The sequence below is a fragment of the Nonomuraea sp. NPDC003754 genome (assembly GCF_053605785.1).
The window spans coordinates 83,734-110,454 of the sequence record NZ_JBSGJX010000010.1; the positions used below are offsets into that span (position 1 = coordinate 83,734).

Sequence of the window (26,721 nt, forward strand, 5' to 3'; positions counted from 1 at the left end):
AGCTAGGCGCCCATGGCGTGGACGCCGCCGTCGACGTGGACGATCTCGCCGGTGGTGGCGGGGAACCAGTCGGACATCAGCGCCACGCACGCCTTGGCGGCCGCCTCGGTGTCGGCCAGGTCCCAGCCGAGCGGCGCCTTCTCCGGCCAGCTGTCCTCGAACTCCTTGAAACCGGGGATCGACTTGGCGGCCATCGTGCGCAGCGGACCGGCGGCCACGAGGTTGACCCTGATGCCCTGCTTGCCGAGGTCGCGGGCCAGGTAGCGGTTGGCCGACTCCAGGCCCGCCTTGGCCACGCCCATCCAGTCGTAGACGGGCCACGCCTTGGTGGCGTCGAAGTCGAGGCCGACGACGGCGCCGCCCTCCTTCATCAACGGCAGGCAGGCGACCGCGAGCGACTTGTAGGAGTAGGTGGAGATGTGGAGGGCCGTGGAGACGTCCTCCCACGTGGTGTTGAGGAAGTTGCCGCCGAGCGCGGTCTGCGGGGCGAAGCCGATGGAGTGGACGACGCCGTCGAGGCCGTCGACGTGCTCGCCGACGCGGGCGGCCAGGGTGTCGAGATGCTCGTCGTTCTGGACGTCGAGCTCGATCACCGGCGGCGTCTGCGGGAGCCGCTTGGCGATGCGCTCGACGAGCGACAGGCGGCCGAAGCCGGTCAGCACGACCGTGGCGCCCTGCTCCTGGGCCAGCTTGGCCACGGAGAAGGCGATGGAGGCGTCGGTGAGGACGCCCGTGACGAGGATGCGCTTGCCATCGAGGATGCCCATGATCAGTGCCCCATTCCGAGTCCGCCGTCGACGGGGATCACTGCCCCGGTGATGTAGGAGGCGTCGTCGCCAGCCAGGAAGCGGACGACACGCGCGACCTCCGCGGGGGACGCCTGGCGGCCCAGCGGGATGTTCTTGACGATCGCCTCGTGGTCGAGGTCGGCGGTCATGTCGGTCTGGACGAAGCCGGGGGCGACGACGTTGACCGTGATGCCGCGCGAGCCGTACTCGCGGGCGAGGGAGCGGCCGAAGCCGATCAGGCCCGCCTTGGAGGCGGCGTAGTTGGACTGGCCGGCCTGGCCGAGCATCGCGATGACCGAGGAGATGAGGATGATGCGGCCGCGCTTGAGCTTCATCATCGGCCTGATCGCGCGCTTGGCGACGCGGTAGGCGCCGGTGAGGTTGGCGTCGATGACGTCGGTGAAGGTGTCTTCCTTCATCATCGCCAGCAGGGTGTCCTTGGTGATGCCGGCGTTGGAGACGAGCACCTCGACCGGACCCTGCTCGGCCTCCACCTTGGCGAAGGCCGCGTCGACATCCTCCGCGCTGGTCACGTCGCAGCGGACGCCGAACAGGCCCTCGGGCGGCTCGCCCGATCGGTAGGTGACCGCGACGTTGTCGCCTGCCGCGGCGAGTTCGCGGGCGATCGCGAGGCCGATGCCGCGATTGCCGCCGGTGACGAGTACAGAGCGTGCCATGGCACCTGACGCTATCTCCTACCGGCCGGTATCCGCTTGTCCGGGTGGCACAAGATCACAGGGCTAGGATCGTTGACATGCGCCAGATCGATCCCGACTTCCTCGCCCTGCCGCTCAGGCAGCTCGCGGACGCCGCGCTCCAGCGCGCCCGCGACCTCGGCGCCTCCCACGCCGACTTCCGGCTCGAGCGCGTGCGCGCCGAGACGCTCGCCCTGTACGACGCCAGGCTCGAAGGTGCCATGGACGCCGACGACCTCGGCTACGCCGTACGGGTGGTCAAGGACGGCACGTGGGGCTTCGCGGCCGGCCTGGTGCTCACGCCCGAGGCGGCCGCCGAGGTGGCCGCGCAGGCCGTGGCGGTGGCCGAGGTGAGTGCCCCGATCAACAGGGAGCCCATCGAGCTGGCGCCCGAGCCGGTCCACGCCGATGTCACCTGGGTCTCCCCCTACGACATCGACCCGTTCTCGGTGCCGCAGAAGGAGAAGGTCGCGCTGCTGGCCGACTGGTCGGCCGGGCTGCTGAAGGGCGCCGACCACGTCAGCGCCCGGCTCCTGCAGGTCAAGGAGCAGAAGTTCTACGCCGACACCGCCGGCACGGTCACCACCCAGCAGCGGGTCAGGGTGCATCCCGAGCTGAACGCCATGAAGGCCGGCCCCGACGGCTTCGACGACATGTCGACGATCGCGCCGCCGGTCGGCCGCGGCTACGAGTACCTGACCGGCGGCTTCTACGACTGGCAGTCGGAGCTGGCCGCCCTTCCCGAGCTGCTGGCCGAGAAGCTGGCCGCGCCGTCGGTCGACGCCGGCGAGTACGACCTGGTGATCCACCCGTCGAACCTGTGGCTGACGATCCACGAGTCGATCGGCCACGCCACCGAGCTCGACCGGGCCCTCGGCTACGAGGCGGCCTACGCCGGCACCAGCTTCGCCACCTTCGACCAGCTCGGCTCGCTGGTGTACGGCTCGCCGGTGATGAACGTCACCGGCGACCGGACGGTCGAGCACGGCCTGTCGACGGTCGGCTACGACGACGAGGGGGTGGCCACCCGCGAGTTCGACATCGTCAGGGACGGCATCCTGGTCGGCTACCAGCTCGACCGCAGGATGGCGCTGATGAAGGGCCTCGGGGCGAGCAACGGCTGCGCCTTCGCCGACTCGCCCGGCCACATGCCGATCCAGCGCATGGCCAACGTCTCGCTGCGGCCCGAGCCCGACGGCCCCTCCACCGAGGAGCTGATCGGCCGCGTCGAGCGCGGCCTGTACATCGTCGGCGACAAGAGCTGGTCGATCGACATGCAGCGCTACAACTTCCAGTTCACCGGCCAGCGGGCCTTCCGCATCGAGCACGGCGCCGTCGTGGGCCAGGTCCGCGACTTCGCCTACCAGGCGACCACGACCGACTTCTGGGGCTCGATGGAGGCCGTGGGCGGGCCGCAGACCTACGTACTCGGCGGCGCCTTCAACTGCGGCAAGGGCCAGCCGGGCCAGGTCGCCCCGGTCAGCCATGGCTGTCCCTCGGCGCTGTTCCGCCATGTCAGGATCCTCAACACCGTCCAGGAGGGTGGAAAGTGACGTCTCCTCAGGAAATGGTCGAGAGGGCGCTGGAGCTCTCCCAGGCCGACGACTGCGTCGTCATCGCGGACGAGGGGTCGACGGCCAACCTGCGTTTCGCGGGCAACACGCTGACCACCAACGGCGTGGCCAGGTCCGCCCAGCTGACCGTGATCTCGATCGTGGACGGGCGCGTCGGCGTGCTGTCGCGCGCGGCCGTACGGCCCGAGCAGCTGGCCGAGGTCGTGGCGGCGGCCGACGCGGCGGCGCGCGAGGCCCAGCCCGCCGAGGACGCCAGGCCGCTGGTCGAGGGCGCGGCGACGAGCGCCACCTGGGCCGACCCGGTGCGGCCCACCTCGATCGGCGTGTTCGGCGACTTCGCGCCCGCGCTCGGCGAGACGTTCACCGCGGCCGAGGCGGGCGGCAGGAAGCTGTACGGCTTCGCCGAGCACACCCTGACCTCCACCTTCCTCGGCTCCTCCACGGGGCTGCGGCTGCGCCACGACCAGCCGACGGGCCGCCTGGAGCTGAACGCCAAGTCGGCCGACCTCAAGCGCTCGGCCTGGTCGGGGGTCGCCACCCGCGACTTCTCCGACGTCGACGTGGCCGGGCTCGACTCCTCGCTGGCCCAGCGCCTGGAGTGGGCCAAGAACCGGATCGACCTGCCGGCGGGCCGCTACGAGACGCTGCTGCCGCCGAGCGCGGTCGCCGACCTGATGATCTACCTGCTGTGGTCGTCGGGCGCCCGCGACGCCCTCGACGGCCGCACCGTCTTCTCCAGGCCGGGCGGCGGCACCCGCGTCGGCGAGCGGCTGTCGCCGCTGCCGGTCACGCTCACCAGCGATCCCCTCGCGCCGGGCATCGAGTGCGCGCCGTTCGTCACCGCCCACGCGTCCAGCCGCCGCAGCTCGGTCTTCGACAACGGCCTGCCACTGGCGGCCACCGACTGGGTGAAGGACGGCACGCTGTCGGCGCTGCTGCAGACCCGCCACTCGGCCGAGCTGAGCGGCCTGCCCGTGACGCCCGCGGTCGACAACCTGATCATGCGCGGCGGCGACGGCGGCCGGACGCTGGAGGAGATGATCGCCTCCACCGCGCACGGGCTGCTGGTGACCTGCCTGTGGTACATCCGCGAGGTCGACCCGCAGACGCTGCTGCTGACCGGGCTCACCCGCGACGGCGTCTACCTGGTCGAGCACGGCGAGGTCGTCGGCGAGGTGAACAACTTCAGGTTCAACGAGAGCCCGGTCGACCTGCTCGGCCGCGTGAGCGAGATCGGCGAGAGCCGGCAGACGCTGCCGCGCGAGTGGAACGACTACTTCACCCGCACGGTCATGCCGCCGGTGCGGGTGCCCGATTTCAACATGTCGACGGTCAGCCAGGCCAACTGAGCGCCGGCCCGCCCGGAGGGCTCACTCCTGCGGGCGGGCCAGCGACAGCGTGTGCACCTTGCCCCAGCGCTTGCCGGTCACCAGCCTGGCCGTTCCCGCCGCGAGGTCGTAGACGACCGACCAGCGGGTGTGGCCCTGGGCGACGCTCTTGAGCAGCTCGAGGCCGTCGGTCTTGGAGTCGATGGTTCTGGTCAGCCTGGTGTGGCGGTCGTCGGGCGTGCCGCTGACGACGCTCCAGTTGGTCAGCACGCGGTCCTCGACCACGTTCATCCTGCCCTTGCCGTACTCGACGACGGCCGAGTCGCCGCTTTTGTCGACGATCAGATAGTGCACCTGGGGCCCGCCGGTGAAGTCGACGTTGTAGGTGCGCATCAGGGCCACTGCCTCCTTCACGGTGGCGGCCCGGTCGAGCAGCACCCGCATGATCCGCACGCTGCCGAGCGTGGGCCGGTCCGGCATGGGAGCGGGCAGCTCGGCGGTGGGCGTGGTGGCCAGGCCCACGGCCAGGCCCTTCTCGTTCATGCCGTCGAAGGGGGCCAGCACCGCGTGGCCGAGCCGCCGCCGCTGGACGGGGTCGGACAGGTCGGGGGCGGCGGACGAGCCGAGCAGGTAGGAGGCGTCGGCGATCGACAGGGAGGCGTAGCCGTCGGGCGGGTCGGCCCGCACGACGATCGCCGGGTTGGGGTCCCAGTCGAAGTTGCGGCCGAACTCGGTGCCGCGCAGGAACAGCGAGCACGCCCAGCCGTCGGCCTTGCGGGCGAGCTCGTCCTCGGTGAGCGGCGCCTCGGCGTCGTAGCCGCCGTCGAAGGTCATCTCGTACATGGGCAGGTCGTCGAGCTGCCTGATGCTGGCGGAGGTGCGGGCGATCTGGTCGGGCGTCTGGCGCAGGACGGGCGAGGACGTGGCCGCCCCCTTCTGCTCGCTCGGATGCTGGGCGCTCGGTGCGGGGGAGGCGGCCCGGCCGGTCACGGGAACGCTGGAACAGCCCGTCGCCAGCGGTACGGCCAGCGCCAGCGCGGCCACCAGCGAGCGGGCCCCGCGGCCGCTGTCACGGCCGGCCCTGACGCCGGTCCCGCGGCTGTGGTCGCGGGCGGCTGCCTGGCTGTCGTCGCGGACGGCTCCGCGACCCGCGCCCGGTAACGACCGCGAGCCGATGCGGAGGAGCGGTGCCATCACGTGATCCCTTCGCCGAGCCCTTTTGGTACCGCAGTGTGCCCCGCGAACCCGGCGAAGTCACGCCTCCCACGAAACGGTGACAGAGATCAGGCGTCCTCGAGCCGGAAGCCCACCTTCATGCCCACCTGGTAGTGGGCGATCTCCCCCTGGTCGATGTGTCCGCGGATCTCCGTCACCTCGAACCAGTCGAGGTGACGCAGCGTCTGCGAGGCCCTGCGGATGCCGTTGCGGATGGCGTCATCGAGGCTCTCCCCCGACGTGCCGACTATCTCGGTCACCCGATACGTTCGATCCGACATAGCTGCTCCTCCCTTACCTGAAAGCCATGATCGCATGACCAGCCGTACCGTTCATGGGGCTCATCGCGCCGGCGCCGTCCGAGGTCTACGGTGGAAGGTGTGAAGCGCTGGCGCCGCCAGAAGGACGTGCACAGGGTGACCGACGCCCGGCCGTCCCTGAGTGCGGACATCCACCGCCGGGAAAAGATCTACCTCATCCAGATGGGCATCCGGACGATCTGCCTGATCCTGGCGGTCGTGGTTCCTGTCCCGTGGCCGTACCGGCTGCTGTTCATCGCCGGAGCCGTCTTTTTGCCATACATAGCGGTTATAGGTGCCAATGAGCGGGGAAGAGATGCGCCGCCTCCGACCTTTTCCAACCCCTCCCATGACCAAGACGAGATACCGCATCACCGACGCGAGATCGGGTCGTGACTAAGTCTTGACGCATCCCACGGGTAGTAGGTGTACGCTTTAGCCAAGCGCTCCGGTCCCCCGTCGGAGTGCTGGTGCCGGCGTTCCGGGCCCCCGTCGGAACGCCGATGAAGCGATGCCGGGTGGTTTGCCCCCGTAACCACCCGGCATCGCCCTTTTCTCCCCCAATTTCGTTGCGGCCCGCCGGTTGGATAGGCCTGCTTTCCCAAAATCGTTTGCCGGCGGGTTCACAGCAAATCTTCAGCTTGACCGGGATCTTCAGTCGTCGGTCAAGGTCTCTGTCGTGGCGCGTTCCCAGTTACGGGCCAGCGTCGTGATCCGTTCGACGGCGTCTTCCGGCGCGGTGCCCATGCCCTGGGCGAGGCCGAGCAGGTAGGCGGTGAGCGGGGCGGCGGGGCGGGCGACGCCGTGGGCGACCTCCTTGGTCAGCTCCAGGACGAGGTCCCTGTCGACCCGGGAAGGGTCGACGCCCAGTTCCTTGCAGGCCAGTGCGGTCCACTCGGCCAACACGTTCATCTGTGCCACCTTTCGAAGATCGTCCAATGTGTCGCAGTCGAGCCACGGGGTTCCCGGCAGGCGCAGCCGTACCGGGTCGAGGGGGGCCAGCAGGGCGTGCAGGGAGCGGCCCTGGTAGCCGGCGAGCGCCGCGCGCAGCGGCGCGGTGCGCCACGCCCCGGCCAGCCACTGCTCGCGCCCCTCGTCGTCGACCAGCACCGCGCCCACCCTCTGCCGGCCCGGCGCGCGCCCCGGGTCCGGAGCGGCGGGGGCGCGGCCGGGTGCGGTGGCGGCCTGGAGGAGGGCGGTCACGCAGGCGGGTTCCATGAGCGGCAGGTCACCGGCCAGCAGCACCACCCACGGGGCCGCCACCAGGTCGAGGCCGGCCCGCAGCGCCGGCACAGGCCCGCCGCCCTCGGGCTCCTCGCGGGTGAACAGCACGCCGGGCAGGTCGCGCGGCGGGCCCACCACCACGACGCGCTCCGCCTCCCGCACGGCGGCGGCGACCCGTTCGAGCAGCGTCCTGCCGCCGAGCCGCAGGCCCGGCTTGTCCCTGCCGCCCATCCGGCGCGCCGCGCCGCCCGCGAGAATGATCGCGTCATGCCCCATGTGCACACCGTACGGCGTCCGCCGGGGTGATCACACGGTCCCCGCCGGGGACCGTCAGGCGAAGGCCGCGTGGCCGGTCAGCGCCTTGCCCAGGACGAGGGCGTGGATCTCCGAGGTGCCCTCGTAGGTGAGCACCGACTCCAGGTTCACCGCGTGCCGGATCACCGGGTACTCCAGGGTGATGCCGCTGGCACCCAGGATGGTCCGGCACGTCCTGGCGATCTCCAGCGCCTCGCGCACGTTGTTGAGCTTGCCCGCGCTCACCTGCTCGGGGGTGATCGTGCCCGCCTCCTTCAGCCGTCCGAGGTGGACGGCGAGCAGCAGCCCCTTGCCCAGCTCGAGGGCCATGTCGGCGAGCTTGTCCTGGGTGAGCTGGAAGGCGGCCAGCGGCCTGGCGAAGACCTCCCGCTCGCCCGCGTAGGCCAGCGCCGTCTCCAGGCAGTCGAGCGCCGCCCCCATCGCGCCGAACACGATGCCGAACCTGGCCTCGTTCAGGCACCGCAGCGGTCCCGACAGGCCGCGGGCGCCCGGCAGCACGGCCTCGCGCGGCAGCCGTACCTCGTCGAGGACCAGTTCGCTGGTGACGCTCGCGCGCAGGGACACCTTGTGCTTCAGGTCCCTGGTGGTGAAGCCGGGCGTGCCGGCGGGGACGAGGAAGCCGCGGATGCCCTCCTCGGTCTGCGCCCACACGACGGCCACGTCGGCGACCGAGCCGTTGGTGATCCACATCTTGGTGCCGTTCAGCACCCAGTCGCCGCCGTCGCGCTTGGCGCCGGCGCGCATGCGGGCCGGGTCGGAGCCGACGTCGGGCTCGGTCAGGCCGAAGCAGCCGATGCGCTCGCCCGCCGCCATGGCGGGCAGCCACGCGTTCTTCTGCTCCTCGCTGCCGTAGCGCCAGATGGCGTACATGGCGAGAGAGCCCTGGACCGACACCAGGCTGCGCAGCCCGGAGTCGGCGGCCTCGAGCTCCAGGCAGGCCAGGCCGTAGGAGACCGCGCCGAGACCCGGGCAGCCGTACCCTTCCAGGTGCATGCCGAGCAGCCCCAGTCCGCCGAACGTGCGGGCCAGCTCGCGCGCGGGGATGACGCCGTCCTCGAACCACTGGGTCAGGTGCGGGCGCAGCTCGCGGTCGCACAGGCGGCGGACCGTGCTCCTGATCTCGCGCTCCTCGTCGGTCAGCAGGCCGTCGACGGCGAACAGGGCGGTGGGGTGCATGGCGGAGCCTCCAGATTGGATCCAATATTGAATATCCAACATGGCACAGCATAGGCTGCCCTGCCTATGGAGACTTCAGGAGCGCTGTCCGGACTGCTGGTGGCCGACTTCAGCAGGGTGCTGGCCGGCCCGTACGCCACGATGCTGCTCGGCGACATGGGCGCCGACGTGGTGAAGGTGGAGCGGCCCGAGGGCGGCGACGACACCAGGGCATGGGGCCCGCCGTACGCCGACGGGCAGGCGACCTACTTCCTCGGCGTCAACCGCAACAAGCGCTCGATCGCCCTCGACCTGCGCGACCCGGACGACCTGGAGGTGGCGCGGGCGCTGGTGGCCAGGGCGGACGTGCTGGTGGAGAACTTCAGGCCGGGCACGATGGAGCGCATGGGGCTGGGCTACGAGGCGGTCCGCGAGCTCAACCCCGGCCTGGTCTACTGCTCGGTCACCGGGTTCGGCGCTGGCAAGGGGGCCGACCTGCCCGGCTACGACCTGGTCGTCCAGGCGGTCGGCGGGCTGATGAGCGTGACGGGCGAGCCCGAGGGCCAGGGCACCAAGACCGGCGTCGCGCTGGTCGACGTGATCACCGGGCTGCACGCGGCCTTCGGGATCCTGGCCGCGCTGCGCCATAGGGACCGGACGGGGCAGGGCCAGCGCGTCGAGGTGACGCTGCTGACCTCGCTGCTGTCGGCGCTGGCCAACCACGCCTCGGCCTACGCCGCGGCGGGCGTGGTGCCGCGCGCGATGGGCAACAGGCATCCCAGCATCGTGCCGTACGAGGTGTTCGAGGCCGCCGACCGGCCGATCGTCATCGCCGCCGGCAACGACCGGCAGTTCCGCGCGCTGTGCGCGGCGCTCGGCCGCGACGACCTGGCCGCCGACGCCCGCTACGCCACCAACGACGCCCGGGTGCGGGCCCGTGACCTTCTGGTGCCCGAACTGTCGGCGGCGCTGGCCGGGCGGAGCGCCGACGAGTGGTTCGCGGCGCTCACCGCGGCGGGCGTGCCGTGCGGGCCCATCAACGACGTGGCCGGCGCCTTCGAGCTGGCCGCCTCGCTCGGGTTCGAGCCGGTGGTCGACGGGCAGGTGGCCAACCCGGTGGGACTCGGGGCCACGCCCGCCGCCTACCGGCTGCGGCCGCCCGCGCTCGGGCAGGACTCCGACTGGGTCCGTGAGATATTGGGGCGATGAGCCCGCTCGAGGAAGAACGCCGCCGGCCGCCCACGGCCCAGCAGTTCGTGCTCGGCGAGCTCCGCAGGGCCATCACCACGGGCAGGCTGCGCCCCGGCAGCCCGATCAGGCAGGACGCGCTGGCCGAGGAGTTCGACGTCAGCAGGGTGCCGCTGCGGGAGGCGCTGAAGACGCTCCACGGCGAGGGCCTGGTCACCTACCAGGCGCATCGCGGCTACTTCGTCGAGACGCTCTCGCTCGACGACCTGCGCGAGGTCTACCGCATCAGGGAACTGCTGGAGGAGGAGGCGGTACGGCGGGCCGTCCCCCGCCTGAGCGCCGGCGATCTGGCTCGGCTCGAAAGGGCGCAGGACGAGGTGGAGCGGGCCGCCGCCGCGGGCGACGTGCAGGAGATGGCGGCGGCCAACAGGGTCTTCCACCTGACGCTCTTCGAGTGCGCCGGGATGCCCCGGCTGGTGCGGCTGATCAGGACGCTGTGGGACGCCACCGACGCCTACCGGTCGATGTACTACGGCGACGGGGGCAACAGGGAGCGGGTCGTGAGCGAGCACCGCGCGGTGCTCGGCGCGCTGCGGGCCGCCGACGCCGACGCCGCGGTGCGCCTGCTCGACGAGCACCGCGCGCACGCGGTCGCCGCCCTGTCGGCGGTCCTCGACGGCTGACACCGGCGGCGGACACCTACCGGCGGCTGATCAGCCTCCGATGGCCGACATCGGCCTGACCGGCTGCAGGAACGACGGGTCGTCGATGCCGTGGCCGGCGCGCTTGCCGCGGACCGCGGCGATCCAGCGCTCGGCCAGTTCCTCGTCGGTGGCGCCGTCGCGCAGCGCCGCCTTGAGGTCGGACTCCTCCCTGGCGAACAGGCAGTTGCGGATCTGGCCGTCGGCGGTCAGCCGTACCCTGTCGCAGGCTCCGCAGAACGGGCGCGTCACCGAGCCGATCACGCCCACCCGCGCCGGGCCGCCGTCGACGAGGAAGCGTTCGGCGGGCGCGCTGCCCCGCTCCTCCAGGTCGTCAGGGCACAGGTCGAAGTCGGCGGCGAGCAGGGCAAGGATCTCGTCGGCCGTGACCATGTCGGCCCGGCTCCAGCCGTGCTGGGCATCCAGCGGCATCTGCTCGATGAAGCGCAGCTCGTAGCCGCGCTCGAGGCAGAAGCGCAGCAGCGGCACGGCCTCGTGCTCGTTGACGCCGCGCATGAGCACCGTGTTGACCTTGACCGGCCGCAGCCCCGCCCGCTCGGCCGCCTCGAGACCCGCGATGACGTCCGCGAACCTGTCGCGATGGGCCAGGCGCTTGAACGTCTCGCGGTCGAGGGTGTCGAGGGAGACGTTGACCCGGTCGAGGCCCGCCTCGGCCAGCGGGGTGGCGAGCCTGGCCAGGCCGATGCCGTTCGTGGTGACGGAGATCTGCGGCCTGGGCGCCAGCGCCGAGGTGCGGGCGACGATGTCGACCAGCTCGCGACGCAGCAGCGGCTCTCCCCCCGTGTAGCGCACCTCGGTGATGCCGAGGCGTTCGACCCCGATGGTGACCAGGCGGACGATCTCGTCGGCGGTCAGCAACTGGGCGTTGGGCATCCAGTCGAGGCCTTCGGGCGGCATGCAGTAAGAGCAGCGCAGGTTGCACTTGTCCGTGAGGGACACCCGAAGGTCGGTCGCCACCCGGCCGAACGAGTCCTTCAGCACTGGGCGGTCACCTCCTAGCTCATCGAGGGGAACACGTGTTCAGCCTATTCCATGGCGCCACATGGAACCGAGCCCGCCCCGTCCGTGCGTCGGCCATGACCCCGGGTACGGCCGGCTCGGCCATGCGGTTTCGGGCGTACCCGCACCAGTGCCGAATATCGTCGGCGGAGTGAGCGTCGGCGAAAAGATAAAATGAGTGGGATTTCCTTTCTGGTCACGCCACACTGATCAAGAACCAGTAAGGAGATTGTTCTCATGTCGCCGAACCAGCCCGCACCCAACCTGCTGTCGTGGGCCAGCGAGATCGACGAAGGCGCGATCATGCAGGCCGCTCGTGCCGCTCGCCTGCCAATCGTCTCCGGCCACGTCGCTCTCATGCCGGACGCCCATGTCGGCATCGGTGCGACCGTCGGCTCGGTGATCCCCACCAAGAACGCGATCATCCCGGCGGCCGTCGGCGTGGACATCGGCTGCGGCATGGTGGCCACGGAGACGACGCTCACCGCCGCCGACCTGCCCGACACCCTGGCCGCGCTGATGCCGATGGTGGAGCGCCGCATCCCCGCCGGCGTCGGCAAGGGCCACGACGACCCGTCGGTGGACCTCGCCCTCGGCGACCTCGGCCTGCCCCACACCGACCTCGACCAGCGGCTGACCAAGAAGGTGTCCGACCAGTTCGGGACCCTCGGCTCCGGCAACCACTTCGTCGAGGTCTGCCTCGACGAGCGTGACCGGGTCTGGACGGTGCTGCACTCGGGGTCGCGTGGCATCGGCAACCAGCTGGCCACGATGCACATCGTGGGCGCCAAGAAGCTGATGAAGAAGCAGGAGATCGGCCTGGAGGACCCGGACCTGGCCTACCTGGTCCAGAACACTCCGGAGTTCACCGCGTACATCGAGGACATGCTGTGGGCCCAGCGCTACGCCATGGCCTCGCGCGCCCGGATGGACAAGGTCCTGATCAACGCCCTGTTCAGGGTCGCCGGCATGGGTCAGCGGGTGCGCACGATCAACTGCCACCACAACTTCACCCAGCAGGAGACCCACTACGGCAAGTCGCTGTGGATCACCCGCAAGGGCGCCATCAAGGCCGACAGGGGCGACGAAGGCGTCATCCCCGGCTCGATGGGGACGCGCTCGTACATCGTGCGCGGCCGCGGGAACCCCGAGTCGTACAACTCCTGCTCCCACGGCGCTGGCCGCCGCATGTCGCGCACCAAGGCGAAGCGGGAGCTGTCTGCGGCGTCCCTGACGGCGGCGATGAGCGGCCGCACCTGGAACGCGGACCGGGCCGCCGCGCTGGTGGACGAGCACCCTGACGCCTACAAGTCCATCGACCAGGTGATGGCGGACCAGAAGGATCTGGTCGAGGTGCAGCACACGTTGCGGCAGATCTTCAACTACAAGGGATGACATTCCCGAACGGGACGCCCTCGCCCATTATCGCGGCGGGGGCGTCTTTTCTGCTTTCACGCTGTCGAAATCGAACTTCACGGGAAAGACGTTCTCCTCGCCATGATCACGCATCCCGAGCGCCTGGAGCGCGGGCTGGCCGAGGGCCGACAGGTCGACACGGTGCTGCTGATGCACACCCATCTGGACCCGGACATCCCGGGCAACCCTTTACCCCGTACACCTCCGTCCGCGGGCTCCGGCCGGGTGCGCGTCGGCGGGGTTCAGGACCCGGGGGCGGCCGAGGTGACCGGTAACGCGACGGGACGGTAGGTCAGCCCGTCGCTCCACTCGACCGCCTCGGCCGGGATCGCCAGCCGCAGCATGGGACGTTTGACCGCCAGGGCCCGGACCGCCTCGGTGAGCTCCACCCTGGCCAGCGCGGCGGCCAGGCAGCGGTGCGGGCCGTACCCGAAGGCCAGGTGCGGGTGGGGCGGCTGCGCGCCGAAGCGGTGGATGTCGAAGCGCTCCGGGTCGGGGAAGGCGCTCGGGTCGTGGTTGGCGGCGTTGAGGTTCGGCAGCACGACGGAGCCGGCCGGCAGGGTGCCGCAGGACACCTCGACGTCCTTCGTCATCCTACGCATGAACGCGCTGGCCGGCGGCCCGTCGTAGCGCAGGATCTCCTCGGCCGCGCCGGCCGCCAGGTCCGGCCGGGCGACCAGTTCCGCCCACTGCGCGCGGTGCAGCATGAGGCGGAAGGCGCCGCGGGAGACCATCGAGGCGGTCGTCTCGTGCCCGGCGGTGATCAGCGAGAAGACCGTGTTGACCAGCTCCCCCTCGGTCAGCCGGTCCTCGTCGTCCCTGGCCTGGACGAGCAGGTCGATGAGATCGTCGCCGGGTCGCGCGCGATGCCGGGCGACCAGGTCGGCGGCGTAGGCCATGAACTCGGTGTAGGCCCGGTGGCGGGCCTGCCCGGTCGCCGTGGAGGTGGTGAGGAACATGTCCGTCCACGTCACGAACCGGTCGTAGTCGGCGTGGGGCACGCCGAGCAGCCGGCAGACGACCTGGCCGGGCAGCCGCACGGCGAAGGCGGCCACCAGGTCGAACTCCTCCCCCAGCCCGTCGAGCAGTTCTCCGGCGATCCTCGCGATCCGGGGCCGCCACGGCTCGGTGCGGCGGGGGGTGAAGGCCGCGTGCATGATCCGCCGGTAGCGGGTGTGCTCCGGCGGATCCTGGTTGATCAGCGCGTCCGGGTCGTCGTCGATGCCCATGCCGCTCACCAGCCGAGGCAGTCCCGGCAGGCGCAGGTTGCGGCTGGAGGCAGCCGACCCCAGCAGGGTGCGCACGTCCTCGTACCGCACGGCGACGGGGACCAGGTCGCCGCTGGGCATCGCGGCCGGGTCCAGCGGTCCCTCCGCGCGGCGGCGGGAAAACTCCGGCGGGGGCGTGCCCAGCGGTCCGGGCACGATGTCGGGCCAGGTCCGCTGGTGCGGGTCGGGTTCGGCGGTCATCGCATTCCCTCCGGTCCGGGCGGCGCGAAGGCGGCCCATGCGGAACGTATGCGGGGCGATGCCCACGGTCAACGGCCGAGGCGGGCCAGTTCGTCCGGCGTCAGGGTCAGGTCGGCGGCGGCCGCCGAGTCGAGGATGCTCTCCGGACGGCTGGCACCCGGGATGGGGATGACGACGGGGCTGCGGGACAGCTCCCACGCCAGGCACACCCGCTGCGGCGAGACCCCGCGCTCGGCCGCCACCTCGTTGAAGGCGGCGTGCGCGGCGCCCAGCCCGGCGGCGGCCGAGATGCCGCCGAGGGGCGACCACGGCAGGAACGCCACCCCCAGCTCGGCGCACACGTCGATCTCCGGCTCGCTGGTGCGGAAGCGGGGCGAGTACTCGTTCTGCACGCTCGCCAGCCGTCCGCCGAGGATGTCGTGGGCCTGCCTGATCTGCGCGGGGTCGGCGTTGGAGATGCCCGCCAGGCGGATCTTGCCCTCGTCGAGCAGGTCGCGCAGCGCCCCGATGCTCTCCTCGTACGGCACGGCCGGGTCGGGCCGGTGGTGCTGGTAGAGCCCGATGGCCTCGACACCGAGGGCCTTCAGCGACCGCTCGCACGCCTGGCGCAGGTAGGCGCGGCTGCCGTTCAGGCCCCAGCCGTCGCCGGGCGTGCGGGTGTGGCCGCCCTTGGTGGCCACCAGGACGGCGTCGCGGTCGCCGCTCCACAACGCCAGGGCCTTGGCCACGAGCCGCTCGTTGTGGCCGAGCTCCGCGGTGGTGGGCGCGTACGCGTCGGCGGTGTCGATCAGCGTGACGCCCGCGTCGAGGGCGGCGTGGATGGTCCTGATGGAGCGCGCCTCGTCGGGCATGTGGTCGGCGACCGACATGGGCATGGCGCCCAGGCCGATGGCGCTGACGGTTACGTCGGCGATGGATCGGTTCCTCATGGGCACCATCCTCGCGGCTGGAGTTCGGTCCAGGGCAAGCGCAGGATGGTGATTCATGAGCTTCGACGTGACTCGGGTACGCGCGCTGTACCCCGCTCTCTCCGACGGGCACGCATGGCTGGACGCCGCGGCCGGCACCCAGGTGCCGCGGACGGTGATCGACGCGATCGCGGGCGCCTACCGGGCCGGCATCGGCAACGCGCACGGCGCGTTCGCCGCGAGCGCCCGCTCCGACGCGATCGTGGCCGAGGCCCGCGCCGCGGTGGCCGACCTGGTGGGCGGTGAGGCCGGCGGCGTGGTGTTCGGCGCCAACATGACCACGCTGACCTGTCGTTTCGCCGCCACGCTCGCCAGAACCTGGGCCGAGGGCGACGAGGTGGTCGTCTCCCGGCTCGACCACGACGCCAACGTGCGCCCGTGGGTGCAGGCGGCCGAGCGCGCGGGCGCCGTGGTGAGGTACGCGGACATCGTGGTGCCGTCGGGCGAGCTGCCCGCCGAGCAGTACCGGCGGCTGGTCACCGAGCGGACCAGGCTGGTGGCGGTGACGGCGGCCAGCAACGTGCTCGGCACGATCCCGGACGTGGCCGAGATCGCCGCCGTCGCCCACGGCGCGGGCGCGCTGGTCTACGTGGACGGCGTGCACGCCACCCCGCACGGTCCCGTCGACATGGCGGCTCTCGGCGCCGACTTCTACGCCACCAGCGCCTACAAGTGGTGCGGCCCCCACGTCGGCGCGGTGGTCGCCGCCCCGTCGCTGCTCGACTCGCTACGGCCGGACAAGCTCGCCTGCTCGCCCGACGAGGTGCCCGCCAGGTTCGAGACGGGCACGCTGCCCTTCGCCGACCTGGCGGGCGTGCGCGCGGCCGTGGAGCACCTGGCCGCCCTCGACCCTGACGCCGCGGGCCCGCGCAGAGCGCGGATCCTGGCCTCGATGTCGGCCGTCGCCGCCTACGAGCAGGCCGAGCTCGCCCACCTGCTCAAGGGCCTGGCCGCGCTGCCCCTGGTACGGCTGGTCGGCGCCCCGCGGCGGCGCACCGCCACCGCCTACTTCACCGTGGCGGGCCACTCACCGCGCCGGGTGGCCGAGCACCTGGCCGCGCGGAAGGTCAACGTGTGGGACGGCCACTGTTACGCGTGGGAGCCCACGAAGGCGCTGGGCATCAGGGACACCGGGTCGGCGGTGCGGGCGGGGCTGGTCCACTACAACGACCGGGCGGAGATCGACCGGCTGCTGGAGGCCCTGGACGAGCTGTCCCGCCCGTGACAGCGGGAGTGGGAGGGACCTCACCGGCGAGGACACCTGACCGGGAGGGACTCCGCGGGAAAGACAAGAGCCCCGGCCGGGGCCGGGGCTCTTGCGATCACCGGCTAGTGGCCGACGACCTTCACCCAGTCGGTGGCCTCGGCCGGCTCGAGGTACCAGGCGCCCTCGAACACCGCGCGCCACGTGCCCGAGGTCCAGGCGCGCTCGCGCGTGTAGAAGTAGCCGTCGCGCCCGGTCCTGACCGTGTCGACGTGCTCCCAGCGGCCGGAGCCGTCCGGCCTGAACAGGATCTCGATGTTCTTGCCGCCCAGCCGCTTCCAGCCGCCCGCCTGCTTGCAGTGGTCGGCGTGGCGGACCACGACGAAGCCGTCGATGTAGTCCTCCTCGCACTCGACCGAGAGCTTGCCCTCGATCGAGATGCCGCGGCCCTTCCACGCGGGCTCAGGACCGACGTCGAGCGACAGCCTGGTGTGGCCGCCGTCCCAGTCGGGGTCGCGGTCGTAGCCGGGATCGGCGAGCGCGGTGCCCGTGGTCGCGAGCACCGAGGCGCCGAGCGCGGCGGCCACCGCGCCGGCGGCGAGTCGTCGCATCATCTGAACTTCCTCTCCCCGTTGAAGACGCGCTCGGGACGGAGTGCGTCACCACCACCGACGAGTCAAGGGAAAGAAAAGTTGCAGTAAAGAAGCTAACGATCGGGTAACGCCGGCTCAGCGCTGGGTTCTGGCCTGCTCGGCCGCGTAGGTGTCGGTTCCCCCGTAGCGGACCCGCCACATGCCGCGCTCCCGGCCCGGCAGGCGCCGGTCGAAGCGTCCGGTCTCGCCAGTGGTCACGACTCCGACGGGACGCCAGTCGGCGTCGGCGTCCTGGCGGTAGAGGATCTCCAGCCGCTGCCTGGCGAACGGCGCGAAGTCCGAGACGCCGCTGGGGTCGACCCGGTGCAGCGACCCGCTCAGCCGTACGCCCCGCGCCGGGCCCGCGTCGCTCACGCGCACCGAGCTGAGCTTGGTCTCGCGGCGCAGGTTGAAGGTGGCGTAGGCGGTGACACTGGTGCCGTCGTCCGCCGTGGCGGTGGCCGTGATGGTCCAGGCGCCCGCGGGATAGAAGCGGTTCAGGGGCTGGGTGGGCAGGAAGCGCCAGGTCTCCCACCTCCCGTCACGGTCGACGGGCTCTCCGTCCGGACCGGCGGACGGCGCGGGCTCCTGCTCCGGCGCCGGCTCGGACGAGGGGTCCGGAGCCCCCGCGAGGTCACCCGCGGACCCACTCGTGGAATCGGTCGCGGTGTCGGTCGCGGTGTCGGTCGCCGGGTCGGCTGCGGCGTCGGTCGCGGGGTCCACTGCGGCGTCGGTTGTGGCGTCGGCGGCTACGGAGTCGGCCGTGGAGTCTGCTGCGGGCTCGACCGTGGAATCGGCTGCGGCGTCGGCCGCAGAATCAGCTGCGGAGTCGGTCGTGGAGTCGGCCGTGGAGTCGGTCGCGGCCGAGGGCTCGAACCAGGGCTCTCCCGGGTGCGGGGGTGGCGGCTCGCCCGGCCAGGAGATCGCCCCTCCTATCACGCCCTCCGTGGACGGGCGCTTCGCGCGCGGGAATTGGACGCGGCCCTCGCCCCCCTCGTCGGCGGGCGGTGGCGCCACGGGGGGCTTCGGTGCCGCGAACGCGGGAGAGACCTCCTCCGGCGACAGGACACCTGCCGCGGGCTGGTGGACGTTCAGGGGTACCAGCGCCAGCCTCGCCACCGGCGCCTGGGACACGGGGCCGGGGAGCCTGCCGCCCCCGACGGGCTTGCGGCCGAGTACCGGGCCCGGCGGAGCGCCCGGCTCGACCTTGATGGTCACGCCGTTCTCCTCGGCTCCGCTGGCCACGACGTCGATCACCAGCTTCACCGAGCCGTGCGGACCCACCACGGGGTCGCCGGGACGGATCGTGATTTCCTTGATCGCGAGGGGGGCGGGCGCCTCGACCAGAGCGGGACCGGTCAGTGTCCCCGCCACCAGCGATGTGAGCAGGACTGTCTTGGTCATGAGTTGGACGGTAGGAACCGCCCGGCAATGCCCAGGGGCGAGACACACGCCCCTGTTGGCAAAGGTGTCACCCGGAGTAGAGGCCCTCGATCACTTCGGCGTACTTCGCGTGGATCACCCTGCGCTTGAGCTTGAGGCTCGGGGTCAGCTCGGCGGTCTCGGCCGTCCACTCGTCAGGCAGCAGCGCCCACTTCTTGACCTGCTGCACCCTGGCCAGCTTCGCGTTGGCCGCCTCGACGGCCGTCTCGACCGTCTTGACCACGTCGGGGTGCTCGGCCAGCTCGGCCAGCGTGGTGAACGCGATGCCCTGGGCCTGCGCCCAGCCGGGGGCCACCTCGCCGTCGAGGGTGAGGACGGCCACGGGGTAGGGCCGGTTGTCGCCGTAGGCGAGCGCCTGGCCGATGAGCGGGTGCTCCTTGAGGTGGTTCTCGATCGCGGCGGGCGAGATGTTCTCGCCGCCGGCGGTGATGATGAGCTCCTTCTTGCGGTCGACCACCCGGTAGAAGCCGTCGTCGTCGACGGTGCCGATGTCGCCGGTGTGCAGCCAGCCGTCCTCGTCGATCAGCTCCTCGGCCGCCCTGCCGAGGTAGCCGCCGGTGTTGAGCGGGCTGCGGGTGAGGATCTCGCCGTCCTCGGCGATGCGCACCTCGACGCCCGGCTCGGGCCTGCCGACGGTGCCCAGCTTGTAGCAGGCGGGACTGTTGGCGGTGAAGGCGCCGGTGGTCTCGGTCATGCCGTACACGTCGATGACGCGCAGACCGAGCCCGGCGAAGAAGCCCTGCACGTCGTCGGGCAGGGGGGCCGCGCCGGTGGCGGTCCACTCGGCGCGGTCGAAGCCGATCATGCCGCGGACGACCGACAGTAACGCGGCGTCGGCGGCCTCGAAGGCGGCCTGGATCTCGGGGGTGACGGCGCGGCCGTACTGGCCGGCCTCGATGTAGGCGCGGCCCGCGGCCATGGCCTGGCGTGCCTTCTGCTGCTGCTCCTCGGGCTGGGTGGCCAGCAGGGCCTGGAGCTTGGCCATCATCTTCTCCCACACCCGTGGCACCCCGAAGAACATCATCGGCCGCACCTGGCCGAGCGTGGCGCCGAGGGCGGCCAGGTCGGTGCAGAAGTGCACGTGGGAGACCTTGGTCAGCGGCAGGTAGAGGCTGAGGACGCGCTCGGCGATGTGGGCGTAGGTGAGGTAGGAGATCTGGGTGCCCTGAAGGGGCAGGGCGGTCATGCGGTCGGTGGCGGCGCACTCGTAGAAGACGTTGGCGTGGGTGAGCGGCACGCCCTTGGGCATGCCGGTGGTGCCGGAGGTGTACAGGACGGTGAGCACGTCGTCGGCGCCGACCGCCTGCCAGCGGGCCTCGACGGCCGCGGGGTCGACGGCGAGCCTGGCCCGGCCGAGCTCGAGGAAGTCGTCCCAGCTCAGGAAGCGGTCGGTGGAGGGCGTGCCGTCCAGCAGGATGATCCTGCGCAGGTCCGGCAGCCGGTCGAGGACGGGCTCCCAGCGGGCCAGGTCGGCGGGGCCGCCGAGGACGGCGTACCTGGCGCCCACGTTGTCGGCGACGAAGGCGATCTGGTCGGGGGCGAAGGTCGAGTAGACCGAGCAGGACGTGCCGCCCGCGTGGACCGCGCCGAGATCGGCCAGCACGTGCTCGCTGCGGTTGACCATCATCAGCGCCACCGCGTCGCCTGGCTCCATTCCGAGCTCGAGGAAGCCGGCGGCGATCTCCAGGACCCGCTGCCTGGCCTGGCCGTAGGTGAGCGTGCTCCAGCCGCCCTCGACGGGGTCGGAGTAGGCGGGTGAGTCCGGGTACCGCTCGGCGATCTGCCTGAGCTGCTCACATACCGTACGGCCGGCGATCTCCCGCAGGATCTCGGCCTGTACCTCAAGGACATCGGCCATGACGCGCGCCCTCCATGTCAGTGCCCACTTGCATGAGTGGCATGCATCGCATCACACGGCGTTACCCACCGACAAGACCTGGGCAGGGGACAAGAACGCGTCATCACCACCAGTTGTCGATCACATGCGCCGCGTCATCGGGGGGACGGGATGAGGACGGCAGACAAGACCTTTTTCGGACATCCATGGGGCTTGGCCACGCTGTTCGGCACCGAGATGTGGGAGCGCTTCAGCTTCTACGGCATGCGCGCCATCCTGGCCGCCTTCCTCATGGCCCCGCCCATCCGCAACGGCCTCGGCCTGCCCGAGGCCACGGCGTTCGCGATCCTCGGCGTCTACCAGGGCATGGTGTACCTGACCGCGCTGCCCGGTGGCTGGGTGGCCGACCGGGTGCTCGGCGCGCGCAGGGCCGTGCTGCTGGGCGGCGTCATCATCATGTGCGGCCACATCAGCATGGCCCTGCCGGTGAAGGGCCCCTTCTTCGTCTATCTCGGCCTGCTGCTCATCGTCTCCGGCACCGGCCTGCTCAAGCCGAACGTCTCCGGCATGGTCGGCTACCTCTACCGGGAGGACGAGGACGCCCGCCGCGACTCGGGCTTCTCGCTGTTCTACATGGGCATCAACATCGGCGCGCTGGCGGGCATCAGCCTCACCCCCGTCCTGGCCGGCGACTCCCACTGGCACCTGGCCTTCGGCGCGGCCGCGGTCGGCATGGCCTTCGGCCTGACCTGGTACGTCCTGGGCAAGCGGAGCCTGCACGGCGCGGGCGAGCGGGTGCCGCAGCCGCTGACGCCGGCCGAGCGGCGGGTGGCCGTCAGGTGGGTGCTGGCCGCCGTCGCCGCGCTCGCCGTCATCGCCGCGCTGCTGAGCGCGGCGGGCCTGTTCACCGAGGACGGCATCACCTGGACGGTGACCGCGATCATCGCGTTGGTCACGATCTTCTACCTCAGCTACATCATCCACGGCGGCCACGGCATCACCCCGCTGGAGCGGCGCAGGTTCGGCGCCTACATCTGGCTGTTCTGCGCCGCCGTCATCTTCTGGATGATCTTCGACCTGGCCCCCGGGCCGGTGACCAACTTCGCCATGAAGAGCGTGGACCTGGAGTTCTTCGGGTTCACGATTCCCGCGGGCTGGACCCAGAACCTCAACTCGCTGTTCGTGATCGTCTTCTCACCGATCTTCGCGGCGCTCTGGCTGACCCGGTGGGGAAGCAGGGTGAGCAGCCCGATGAAGTTCACCTTCGCCCTGTTCATGGCGGGCCTGAGCTTCGTGGTGCTCGCCTCGGCCGCCACCGTCGCCGCCACCGGGATCAAGGTCTCCATCCTGTGGCTGGTCGTCATGTACCTCATGCAGACGATCGGCGAGCTGACGCTCAGCCCGGTGGGCCTGTCGGTGTCCACCAAACTCGCCCCCCACCACTTCAAGGGCCAGATCCTCGGCGTGTGGTTCCTGGCGGCCGCGCTCGGTGACGCCATCGGCGGCCAGACCTACCGGCTGACCGCCTTCCTGACGCTCCCGCAGTACTACCTGGTGCTGGGCGGCATCGCCCTGGCCGCCGGCCTGTTCCTGCTGATGTTCGTGGGCAGGCTGAAGGCGTTGATGGGTGACGAGGACGTGGCACCGGGGCAGGCACTGACACACTGACCTTTGTGTCTGAACTGCTCGATCTCGCCGGAATCTTTGTCTTCGCCCTGTCCGGCGCGCTCATGGGCGTCCGCAAGCGCCTCGACGTCGTCGGCATGGCGGTGCTGGCGTCGATGACCGCACTGGGCGGCGGGATCATGCGCGACCTGATCCTCAACGTCCCGCCCGCCGCCTTCCAGAGTCTCGGGTACGTGCTGGTGCCCATCGCCGCGACCGTGATCGTCTTCTTCTGGCATCCGCAGGTCACCCGGATCATGCCGGTCCTGCTGGTGCTCGACGCGGCGGGCCTCGGCCTGTTCTGCGCCGTCGGCACGGAGAAGGCGCTGCTGTACGACCTGTCGCCGCTGCACGCGACCCTGCTCGGCGTCACCACCGCCGTCGGCGGGGGCGTGCTGCGTGACATGCTGGCCGGCGAGATCCCCACCCTGCTCTACGACCGCCAGCTGTACGCCGTGCCCGCGACGCTCGGCTCGGCCGTGATGGCCGCGCTGTTCGAGCTCGACCTGCACGGCTGGCCCGCCGTGCTGGCCTCCGCCGTGCTGGCCTTCGGGCTGCGGATGCTGGCCATGAAGTACGGCTGGCGGGCCCCGCTGGCCAGCGGCGTCAAACCATCCGAATGAGCGGGTCCCTCGGACGGGCGCCGACCGGTCCCCTGGCCCTGGCCGTCGCCAGCCTGGCGACCGCCTCGGTGATCACCTGCGGCGGCTGGGTGTACGGCAGGCGCAGGTAGCCCTCGAGGGTGCCGCTCACGCCGAACCACGGGCCGGGCGCGAGCCTGACCCCGTGGCAGGCGGCGCTCTCGGCCAGCGGGGTGGCGCCCTCGCCGGCCAGCCGTACCCACAGGGTGCCGCCGCCGCGCGGCACGGTGAAGCTCCACTCGGGCAGATGCTCGCGCAGCGCGGTGACCAGCGCCGCGCGGGAGGCGCCGAGCGAGCGGCGGCGCTCGGCGCGGGCCTCCTCGATGCGGTCGAACAGCCGGGCGACGATGAGCTGCTCGAGGACGGGGCTGGCGATGTCGACGGCCGCGCGGTGCACGGCCAGGCCGCGCGCCAGGGCCGCGCTGGCGCGGATCCAGCCGATGCGCAGCCCGCCCCACCACAGCTTGGACGCGGAGCCGATGGTGATCACCCTGCTGTCGGTGTCGAAGGCGGCCATCGGCGCGGCTCTCGGCACCTCGTCGACCGCCAGCTCCGCCCATGTCTCGTCGACCAGCAGTGTGGTGTCCATACGCCTGGCGTGGCCGACGACGGCGGCACGGGTGGCGTCGTCCATGAGCGCGCCCGTCGGGTTGTGGAAGTCGGGCATGAGGTAGGCCAGCCGGGCCGCCGACTGCCGCATGGCGCCTGCCAGCAGGTCCACCTGCCAGCCCTCGGCCGAGACGCCGACGGGCACGATGCGGGCCGACCTGTGGCGGGCGGCGTCGATGGCGTGCGGGTAGGTGGGCGACTCGACCACGACCGGGTCGCCGGCACCGACCAGCAGGCTCATGACGAGCTGGAGGGCGTGCTGGGAGCCGGTCGTCACCAGGATCTGCTCGGGGCGGGTGGCCAGGCCGCGGGCGGTGTAGTGGGCGGCGATGCGCTCACGCAGCTCGGGCAGGCCCATCGGGTCGTAGCCGGTGCCCATGCCGTACCTGGGCAGGTCCTGGACGGCCTCGGCGACGGCCTCCGGCAGCAGCGTGGTGGCGGCGGGGGCGGCGCAGTGCAGCTGGAGCAGGCCGTCGTCGTCCACCGACAGCCAGGGGTTGTCGGCGCACACCGAGGGGTCGGGCAGCGCCGTCCAGCTGCCCGCGCCCTGGCGGCTGTCGAGGTAGCCCTGCTCGCGCAGCAGGTCGTAGGCGGCGGTCACGGTGGTACGGCTGACGCCGAGCTCCTGGGCCAGGTGCCGTTCGGCGGGCATCCGCATCCGCACCGGCACCCTGCCGTCCCGCACCAGGGCGCGCACCTCCTGGGCCAGCGCCCGGTAGTACGGCCGGGCCGACCGGTCGGCGTCGAGGAGGCGTCCGAGCTGATGGGCGGACAGGTGGCGATCCGACATAAGGCCACTTTCGCTGATTGGCCCTTTTGGCGCAAGCCATTGGCCTTGGAGGATAGCGGCCATTATGAGCGAGATATCCGTACCGTCCCTTGGCTCTCTTCCGTCCCGCCTGGTCCGCCTCTACGGCGGCCTGGCCCTGTACGGCATCGGCATCGGCCTGCAGGTCGAGTCGAACCTCGGCAACGACCCCTGGGACGTCTTCCACGAGGGCCTGGCGATCAGGACCGGCCTGACCATCGGCACCTGGATCATCGCGGTCGGCGCGCTGGTCATGCTGCTGTGGATCCCGCTGCGGCAGAAGCCCGGCATCGGCACGATCAGCAACATCGTCTTCCTGGGCCTGTTCGCCGACGCGGCGATGTTCGTGCTGCCGGCACCCGGCCACTGGGCCCTGGCGTGGACCTACCTGCTGGTGGCGATCGTGGCCGTCGCGCTGGCGACCGTCCTGTACATCGGCGCGGGGATGGGCCCGGGGCCGCGCGACGGCATCATGACCGGCCTGATCAGGCTCGGCCTGTCGGTCCGGCTGTCCCGCTTCCTCATCGAGATCACCGTCGTGGCCGTCGGCTGGCTGCTCGGCGGGACCGTCGGCATCGGCACGCTGCTCTTCGCCGTGGCGATCGGCCCGATCACGCAGTTGTTCACCCGGCGCTTCCCGCTGCCGTCCTGAGCGCGAAGCGGGCCGGCACCACGAAATCCACCTGTCCGCCCATGCCTGGCGGTCAAGGTCGCTGTACCGTCGGGTTCATGCGGATCGAGGACTACGCCCTCATCGGAGACATGCAGTCGGCGGCGCTGGTGGCTCGCGACGGGTCGATCGACTGGCTCTGCCTGCCCAGGTTCGACTCGCCGGCCTGCTTCGCGGCGCTGCTCGGCAAGGAGAGCAACGGGCACTGGTGGCTCGGACCCACCGGCCGGCCGGCGGCCGACCGGCGCCGCTACCGGGGCGAGACCCTGATCCTGGAATCGGAGTACGACACCCCCACCGGCACCGTCAGGGTGATCGACTTCATGCCGCCCCGCGACCGCAACCCCGACGTGGTGCGCATCGTCGAGGGTGTGTCCGGCACGGTGGAGATGTCCACCCAGATCAGGATCCGCTTCGACTACGGGAGGATCGTCCCGTGGGTGCGCCGCAGCGACGGCCACCTGCAGGCGATCGGCGGCCCCGACTCCATCTGGCTGCACTCCCCCGTCCCGCTCAAGGGCGGCGACTACGCCCACCGCGCCACCTTCCACGTCAAGGAGGGCGAGCGGCACGCCTGCGTCTTCACCTGGCACCCCTCCCACCAGCCGATGCCGCGGCTGATCTCGGCCGACGAGCACCTCACGCAGACCGAGGAGCTGTGGGCCGAGTGGGTGAGCCAGTGCACCTACAAGGGCCCGTGGCGCGACGCCGTGATCCGCTCGCTCATCACGCTGAAGGCGCTGACCTACGACCCCACCGGCGGCATCGTCGCCGCCCCCACGACCTCGCTGCCCGAGGACCTGGGCGGCGTGCGCAACTGGGACTACCGCTACTGCTGGCTGCGCGACGCCACCATGACGCTCGACGCGCTCATCGGCTCCGGGTACCTCGACGAGGCGGCCTCCTGGCGGGCCTGGCTGCTGCGGGCCATCGCGGGCAGGCCGCAGGACCTGCAGATCATGTACGGCGTGGCGGGCGAGCGCCGCCTGCCCGAGATGGAGCTCGGCTGGCTCGACGGCTACGAGGACTCCCGCCCGGTGCGCATCGGCAACGGCGCGGTCAACCAGCTGCAGCTCGACGTCTACGGCGAGGTGCTCAACTGCCTCTACCACTCGCGCACCTCAGGCCTGGCCCCCAGCGACAGGGCGTGGTCCATCCAGCGGGAGCTGCTCGACTACGTCGAGGAGCACTGGGACGAGCCCGACGAGGGCCTGTGGGAGGTGCGCGGCCCGCGCCGGCACTTCACGCACTCCAAGGTGATGTGCTGGGTGGCGATGGACCGGGCGATCAAGCAGGTGGAGAACTTCGGCCGCACCGGCCCCGTCGAGCGGTGGCGCGAGGTGCGACAGCGCATCCACGACGAGATCTGCTCCAAGGGTTACGACCCGGTCCGCAACACCTTCACCCAGTCCTACGGCTCCGTCGAGGTCGACGCGTCGCTGCTGCTGATCCCGGTCGTCGGCTTCCTGCCGGTCGACGACCCCAGGGTGAGCGGCACGGTGAGCGCGATCGAGCGGGAACTGCTGACGGACGGGTTCGTGCTGCGCTACCCGGTCGCCGCCGACAACGACATCGACGGCCTGCCGGGCGGCGAGGGCGCGTTCCTGGCGTGCAGCTTCTGGCTGGTGGAGGTCATGGCCATGCAGGGCCGTACCGAGGAGGCGCGCGAGCTGTTCGAACGGCTGCTGACCCTGCGCAACGACGTGGGGCTGCTGGCCGAGGAGTACGACCCGCGCTACGGCCGCCTGGTCGGCAACTTCCCCCAGGCCTTCTCCCACGTGCCCCTCGTCCACGCGGCCCGCGCCCTGTCATAGAGCCCGGTCGTGGGGTCGTCCCGGGCCTGCCCTGGGGGCCGTC

General features: G+C 71.4%; 25 protein-coding genes. 11 read left to right on the forward strand and 14 right to left on the reverse strand.

Annotation, left to right across the window (positions count from 1 at the left end):
- Positions 1-2 precede the first annotated feature (2 nt).
- Positions 3-767 carry an enoyl-ACP reductase FabI gene (gene fabI, locus ACWEVS_RS15160; RefSeq protein ID WP_452417899.1) on the reverse strand — a complete coding sequence of 255 codons (765 nt, stop codon included), beginning with the start codon at positions 765-767 and terminating at the stop codon, positions 3-5.
- Positions 768-769: 2 nt separating this feature from the next.
- Positions 770-1,465 carry a 3-oxoacyl-ACP reductase FabG gene (gene fabG, locus ACWEVS_RS15165; protein ID WP_354907039.1) on the reverse strand — a complete coding sequence of 232 codons (696 nt, stop codon included), beginning with the start codon at positions 1,463-1,465 and terminating at the stop codon, positions 770-772.
- A gap of 77 nt (positions 1,466-1,542) precedes the next feature.
- Here fabG and ACWEVS_RS15170 point away from each other — a divergent pair, with 77 nt between their 5' ends.
- Both ACWEVS_RS15170 and ACWEVS_RS15175 read left to right on the forward strand, forming a co-directional pair.
- Complete coding sequence (locus ACWEVS_RS15170) at positions 1,543-3,036, forward strand: TldD/PmbA family protein (protein WP_452551933.1); 1,494 nt, start codon at positions 1,543-1,545, stop codon at positions 3,034-3,036.
- A gap of 14 nt (positions 3,037-3,050) precedes the next feature.
- The gene (locus ACWEVS_RS15175; RefSeq protein ID WP_452551934.1) at positions 3,051-4,406 is read left to right on the forward strand and encodes a metallopeptidase TldD-related protein; all 1,356 of its coding nucleotides are present in this window, start codon (positions 3,051-3,053) and stop codon (positions 4,404-4,406) included.
- 21 nt (positions 4,407-4,427) lie between these two features.
- On the opposite strand, the gene ACWEVS_RS15180 is transcribed toward ACWEVS_RS15175, so the two are convergent.
- Both ACWEVS_RS15180 and ACWEVS_RS15185 read right to left on the reverse strand, forming a co-directional pair.
- On the reverse strand, positions 4,428-5,579 hold the full coding sequence (locus ACWEVS_RS15180; protein ID WP_452551936.1) for a linear amide C-N hydrolase: 1,152 nt from the start codon (positions 5,577-5,579) through the stop codon (positions 4,428-4,430).
- Positions 5,580-5,668: 89 nt separating this feature from the next.
- Positions 5,669-5,881, reverse strand: coding sequence for a dodecin (locus ACWEVS_RS15185; protein WP_354907043.1), 213 nt, complete (start codon positions 5,879-5,881; stop codon positions 5,669-5,671).
- A gap of 99 nt (positions 5,882-5,980) precedes the next feature.
- Between ACWEVS_RS15185 and ACWEVS_RS15190 the strand changes: the two genes are divergently transcribed.
- Complete coding sequence (locus tag ACWEVS_RS15190; RefSeq protein ID WP_452551938.1) at positions 5,981-6,295, forward strand: DUF3099 domain-containing protein; 315 nt, start codon at positions 5,981-5,983, stop codon at positions 6,293-6,295.
- Between the two features lie 258 nt (positions 6,296-6,553).
- On the opposite strand, the gene ACWEVS_RS15195 is transcribed toward ACWEVS_RS15190, so the two are convergent.
- Both ACWEVS_RS15195 and ACWEVS_RS15200 read right to left on the reverse strand, forming a co-directional pair.
- Entirely contained in the window at positions 6,554-7,399 is an 846-nt protein-coding gene (locus tag ACWEVS_RS15195; protein ID WP_452417891.1) for an NTP transferase domain-containing protein, read from the reverse strand.
- Between the two features lie 54 nt (positions 7,400-7,453).
- Positions 7,454-8,614, reverse strand: coding sequence for an acyl-CoA dehydrogenase family protein (locus ACWEVS_RS15200; RefSeq protein WP_449925539.1), 1,161 nt, complete (start codon positions 8,612-8,614; stop codon positions 7,454-7,456).
- 66 nt (positions 8,615-8,680) lie between these two features.
- Between ACWEVS_RS15200 and ACWEVS_RS15205 the strand changes: the two genes are divergently transcribed.
- On the forward strand, positions 8,681-9,802 hold the full coding sequence (locus tag ACWEVS_RS15205; protein WP_452551939.1) for a CaiB/BaiF CoA transferase family protein: 1,122 nt from the start codon (positions 8,681-8,683) through the stop codon (positions 9,800-9,802).
- Positions 9,799-10,464: a GntR family transcriptional regulator gene (locus ACWEVS_RS15210; RefSeq protein WP_452551941.1), complete on the forward strand. Its 666-nt coding sequence runs from the start codon at positions 9,799-9,801 to the stop codon at positions 10,462-10,464. The genes ACWEVS_RS15205 and ACWEVS_RS15210 overlap by 4 nt, the downstream gene beginning before the upstream one ends.
- Before the next feature lie 30 nt (positions 10,465-10,494).
- Here ACWEVS_RS15210 and moaA read toward each other — a convergent pair whose 3' ends face one another.
- Positions 10,495-11,484 (reverse strand): GTP 3',8-cyclase MoaA, encoded by a 990-nt coding sequence (gene moaA, locus ACWEVS_RS15215; protein WP_449925547.1) that lies wholly within the window; start codon positions 11,482-11,484, stop codon positions 10,495-10,497.
- A 255-nt stretch (positions 11,485-11,739) separates the two neighbouring features.
- Here moaA and ACWEVS_RS15220 point away from each other — a divergent pair, with 255 nt between their 5' ends.
- Entirely contained in the window at positions 11,740-12,897 is a 1,158-nt protein-coding gene (locus tag ACWEVS_RS15220; RefSeq protein WP_449925550.1) for an RtcB family protein, read from the forward strand.
- Positions 12,898-12,924: 27 nt separating this feature from the next.
- Here ACWEVS_RS15220 and ACWEVS_RS15225 read toward each other — a convergent pair whose 3' ends face one another.
- From ACWEVS_RS15225 to ACWEVS_RS15235, 3 genes are all read right to left on the reverse strand, one after another.
- Positions 12,925-13,080 (reverse strand): hypothetical protein, encoded by a 156-nt coding sequence (locus ACWEVS_RS15225; protein WP_452551943.1) that lies wholly within the window; start codon positions 13,078-13,080, stop codon positions 12,925-12,927.
- A gap of 80 nt (positions 13,081-13,160) precedes the next feature.
- Entirely contained in the window at positions 13,161-14,387 is a 1,227-nt protein-coding gene (locus ACWEVS_RS15230; RefSeq protein ID WP_452551945.1) for a cytochrome P450, read from the reverse strand.
- 68 nt (positions 14,388-14,455) lie between these two features.
- A complete protein-coding gene (locus ACWEVS_RS15235; protein ID WP_452551946.1) occupies positions 14,456-15,316 on the reverse strand; it encodes an aldo/keto reductase in 861 nt (286 codons plus the stop codon).
- Positions 15,317-15,371: 55 nt separating this feature from the next.
- Here ACWEVS_RS15235 and ACWEVS_RS15240 point away from each other — a divergent pair, with 55 nt between their 5' ends.
- Positions 15,372-16,580, forward strand: a complete 1,209-nt coding sequence (locus tag ACWEVS_RS15240) for a cysteine desulfurase-like protein (RefSeq protein ID WP_452551948.1) — start codon at positions 15,372-15,374, stop codon at positions 16,578-16,580.
- A 104-nt stretch (positions 16,581-16,684) separates the two neighbouring features.
- Here the strand turns inward: ACWEVS_RS15240 and ACWEVS_RS15245 are convergent, their stop codons facing one another.
- From ACWEVS_RS15245 to ACWEVS_RS15255, 3 genes are all read right to left on the reverse strand, one after another.
- Positions 16,685-17,173 carry a hypothetical protein gene (locus ACWEVS_RS15245; protein WP_354907055.1) on the reverse strand — a complete coding sequence of 163 codons (489 nt, stop codon included), beginning with the start codon at positions 17,171-17,173 and terminating at the stop codon, positions 16,685-16,687.
- A 114-nt stretch (positions 17,174-17,287) separates the two neighbouring features.
- Positions 17,288-18,595, reverse strand: a complete 1,308-nt coding sequence (locus tag ACWEVS_RS15250) for a hypothetical protein (RefSeq protein ID WP_452551950.1) — start codon at positions 18,593-18,595, stop codon at positions 17,288-17,290.
- Positions 18,596-18,662: 67 nt separating this feature from the next.
- Positions 18,663-20,492, reverse strand: coding sequence for an AMP-dependent synthetase/ligase (locus tag ACWEVS_RS15255; RefSeq protein ID WP_452551952.1), 1,830 nt, complete (start codon positions 20,490-20,492; stop codon positions 18,663-18,665).
- A gap of 150 nt (positions 20,493-20,642) precedes the next feature.
- Between ACWEVS_RS15255 and ACWEVS_RS15260 the strand changes: the two genes are divergently transcribed.
- Complete coding sequence (locus ACWEVS_RS15260) at positions 20,643-22,139, forward strand: peptide MFS transporter (RefSeq protein ID WP_449925570.1); 1,497 nt, start codon at positions 20,643-20,645, stop codon at positions 22,137-22,139.
- Positions 22,140-22,144: 5 nt separating this feature from the next.
- Positions 22,145-22,759 carry a trimeric intracellular cation channel family protein gene (locus ACWEVS_RS15265; protein WP_354907059.1) on the forward strand — a complete coding sequence of 205 codons (615 nt, stop codon included), beginning with the start codon at positions 22,145-22,147 and terminating at the stop codon, positions 22,757-22,759.
- Here ACWEVS_RS15265 and yczR read toward each other — a convergent pair.
- Complete coding sequence (gene yczR, locus ACWEVS_RS15270) at positions 22,743-24,176, reverse strand: MocR-like transcription factor YczR (RefSeq protein ID WP_449925573.1); 1,434 nt, start codon at positions 24,174-24,176, stop codon at positions 22,743-22,745. The two genes, ACWEVS_RS15265 and yczR, sit on opposite strands and share 17 nt — an antisense overlap.
- A gap of 64 nt (positions 24,177-24,240) precedes the next feature.
- On the opposite strand from yczR, the gene yczE reads away from it, so the two are divergent.
- Positions 24,241-24,846, forward strand: coding sequence for a membrane protein YczE (yczE, locus tag ACWEVS_RS15275; protein ID WP_449925575.1), 606 nt, complete (start codon positions 24,241-24,243; stop codon positions 24,844-24,846).
- A 77-nt stretch (positions 24,847-24,923) separates the two neighbouring features.
- The gene (locus ACWEVS_RS15280) at positions 24,924-26,678 is read left to right on the forward strand and encodes a glycoside hydrolase family 15 protein (protein ID WP_452551953.1); all 1,755 of its coding nucleotides are present in this window, start codon (positions 24,924-24,926) and stop codon (positions 26,676-26,678) included.
- Positions 26,679-26,721: the final 43 nt, after the last annotated feature.

Bases quoted from the DNA above. Each gene is read 5' to 3' on its own strand.
- fabI (WP_452417899.1), bottom strand. From the start codon at position 767: ATGGGCATCCTCGATGGCAAGCGCATCCTCGTCACGGGCGTCCTCACC.
- fabG (WP_354907039.1), bottom strand. From the start codon at position 1,465: ATGGCACGCTCTGTACTCGTCACCGGCGGCAATCGCGGCATCGGCCTC.
- ACWEVS_RS15170 (WP_452551933.1), top strand. From the start codon at position 1,543: ATGCGCCAGATCGATCCCGACTTCCTCGCCCTGCCGCTCAGGCAGCTC.
- ACWEVS_RS15175 (WP_452551934.1), top strand. From the start codon at position 3,051: ATGGTCGAGAGGGCGCTGGAGCTCTCCCAGGCCGACGACTGCGTCGTC.
- ACWEVS_RS15180 (WP_452551936.1), bottom strand. From the start codon at position 5,579: ATGGCACCGCTCCTCCGCATCGGCTCGCGGTCGTTACCGGGCGCGGGT.
- ACWEVS_RS15185 (WP_354907043.1), bottom strand. From the start codon at position 5,881: ATGTCGGATCGAACGTATCGGGTGACCGAGATAGTCGGCACGTCGGGG.
- ACWEVS_RS15195 (WP_452417891.1), bottom strand. From the start codon at position 7,399: ATGGGGCATGACGCGATCATTCTCGCGGGCGGCGCGGCGCGCCGGATG.
- ACWEVS_RS15200 (WP_449925539.1), bottom strand. From the start codon at position 8,614: ATGCACCCCACCGCCCTGTTCGCCGTCGACGGCCTGCTGACCGACGAG.
- ACWEVS_RS15205 (WP_452551939.1), top strand. From the start codon at position 8,681: ATGGAGACTTCAGGAGCGCTGTCCGGACTGCTGGTGGCCGACTTCAGC.
- ACWEVS_RS15210 (WP_452551941.1), top strand. From the start codon at position 9,799: ATGAGCCCGCTCGAGGAAGAACGCCGCCGGCCGCCCACGGCCCAGCAG.
- ACWEVS_RS15220 (WP_449925550.1), top strand. From the start codon at position 11,740: ATGTCGCCGAACCAGCCCGCACCCAACCTGCTGTCGTGGGCCAGCGAG.
- ACWEVS_RS15225 (WP_452551943.1), bottom strand. From the start codon at position 13,080: ATGGGTGTGCATCAGCAGCACCGTGTCGACCTGTCGGCCCTCGGCCAG.
- ACWEVS_RS15230 (WP_452551945.1), bottom strand. From the start codon at position 14,387: ATGACCGCCGAACCCGACCCGCACCAGCGGACCTGGCCCGACATCGTG.
- ACWEVS_RS15235 (WP_452551946.1), bottom strand. From the start codon at position 15,316: ATGAGGAACCGATCCATCGCCGACGTAACCGTCAGCGCCATCGGCCTG.
- ACWEVS_RS15240 (WP_452551948.1), top strand. From the start codon at position 15,372: ATGAGCTTCGACGTGACTCGGGTACGCGCGCTGTACCCCGCTCTCTCC.
- ACWEVS_RS15245 (WP_354907055.1), bottom strand. From the start codon at position 17,173: ATGATGCGACGACTCGCCGCCGGCGCGGTGGCCGCCGCGCTCGGCGCC.
- ACWEVS_RS15250 (WP_452551950.1), bottom strand. From the start codon at position 18,595: ATGACCAAGACAGTCCTGCTCACATCGCTGGTGGCGGGGACACTGACC.
- ACWEVS_RS15255 (WP_452551952.1), bottom strand. From the start codon at position 20,492: ATGGCCGATGTCCTTGAGGTACAGGCCGAGATCCTGCGGGAGATCGCC.
- ACWEVS_RS15260 (WP_449925570.1), top strand. From the start codon at position 20,643: ATGAGGACGGCAGACAAGACCTTTTTCGGACATCCATGGGGCTTGGCC.
- yczR (WP_449925573.1), bottom strand. From the start codon at position 24,176: ATGTCGGATCGCCACCTGTCCGCCCATCAGCTCGGACGCCTCCTCGAC.
- yczE (WP_449925575.1), top strand. From the start codon at position 24,241: ATGAGCGAGATATCCGTACCGTCCCTTGGCTCTCTTCCGTCCCGCCTG.
- ACWEVS_RS15280 (WP_452551953.1), top strand. From the start codon at position 24,924: ATGCGGATCGAGGACTACGCCCTCATCGGAGACATGCAGTCGGCGGCG.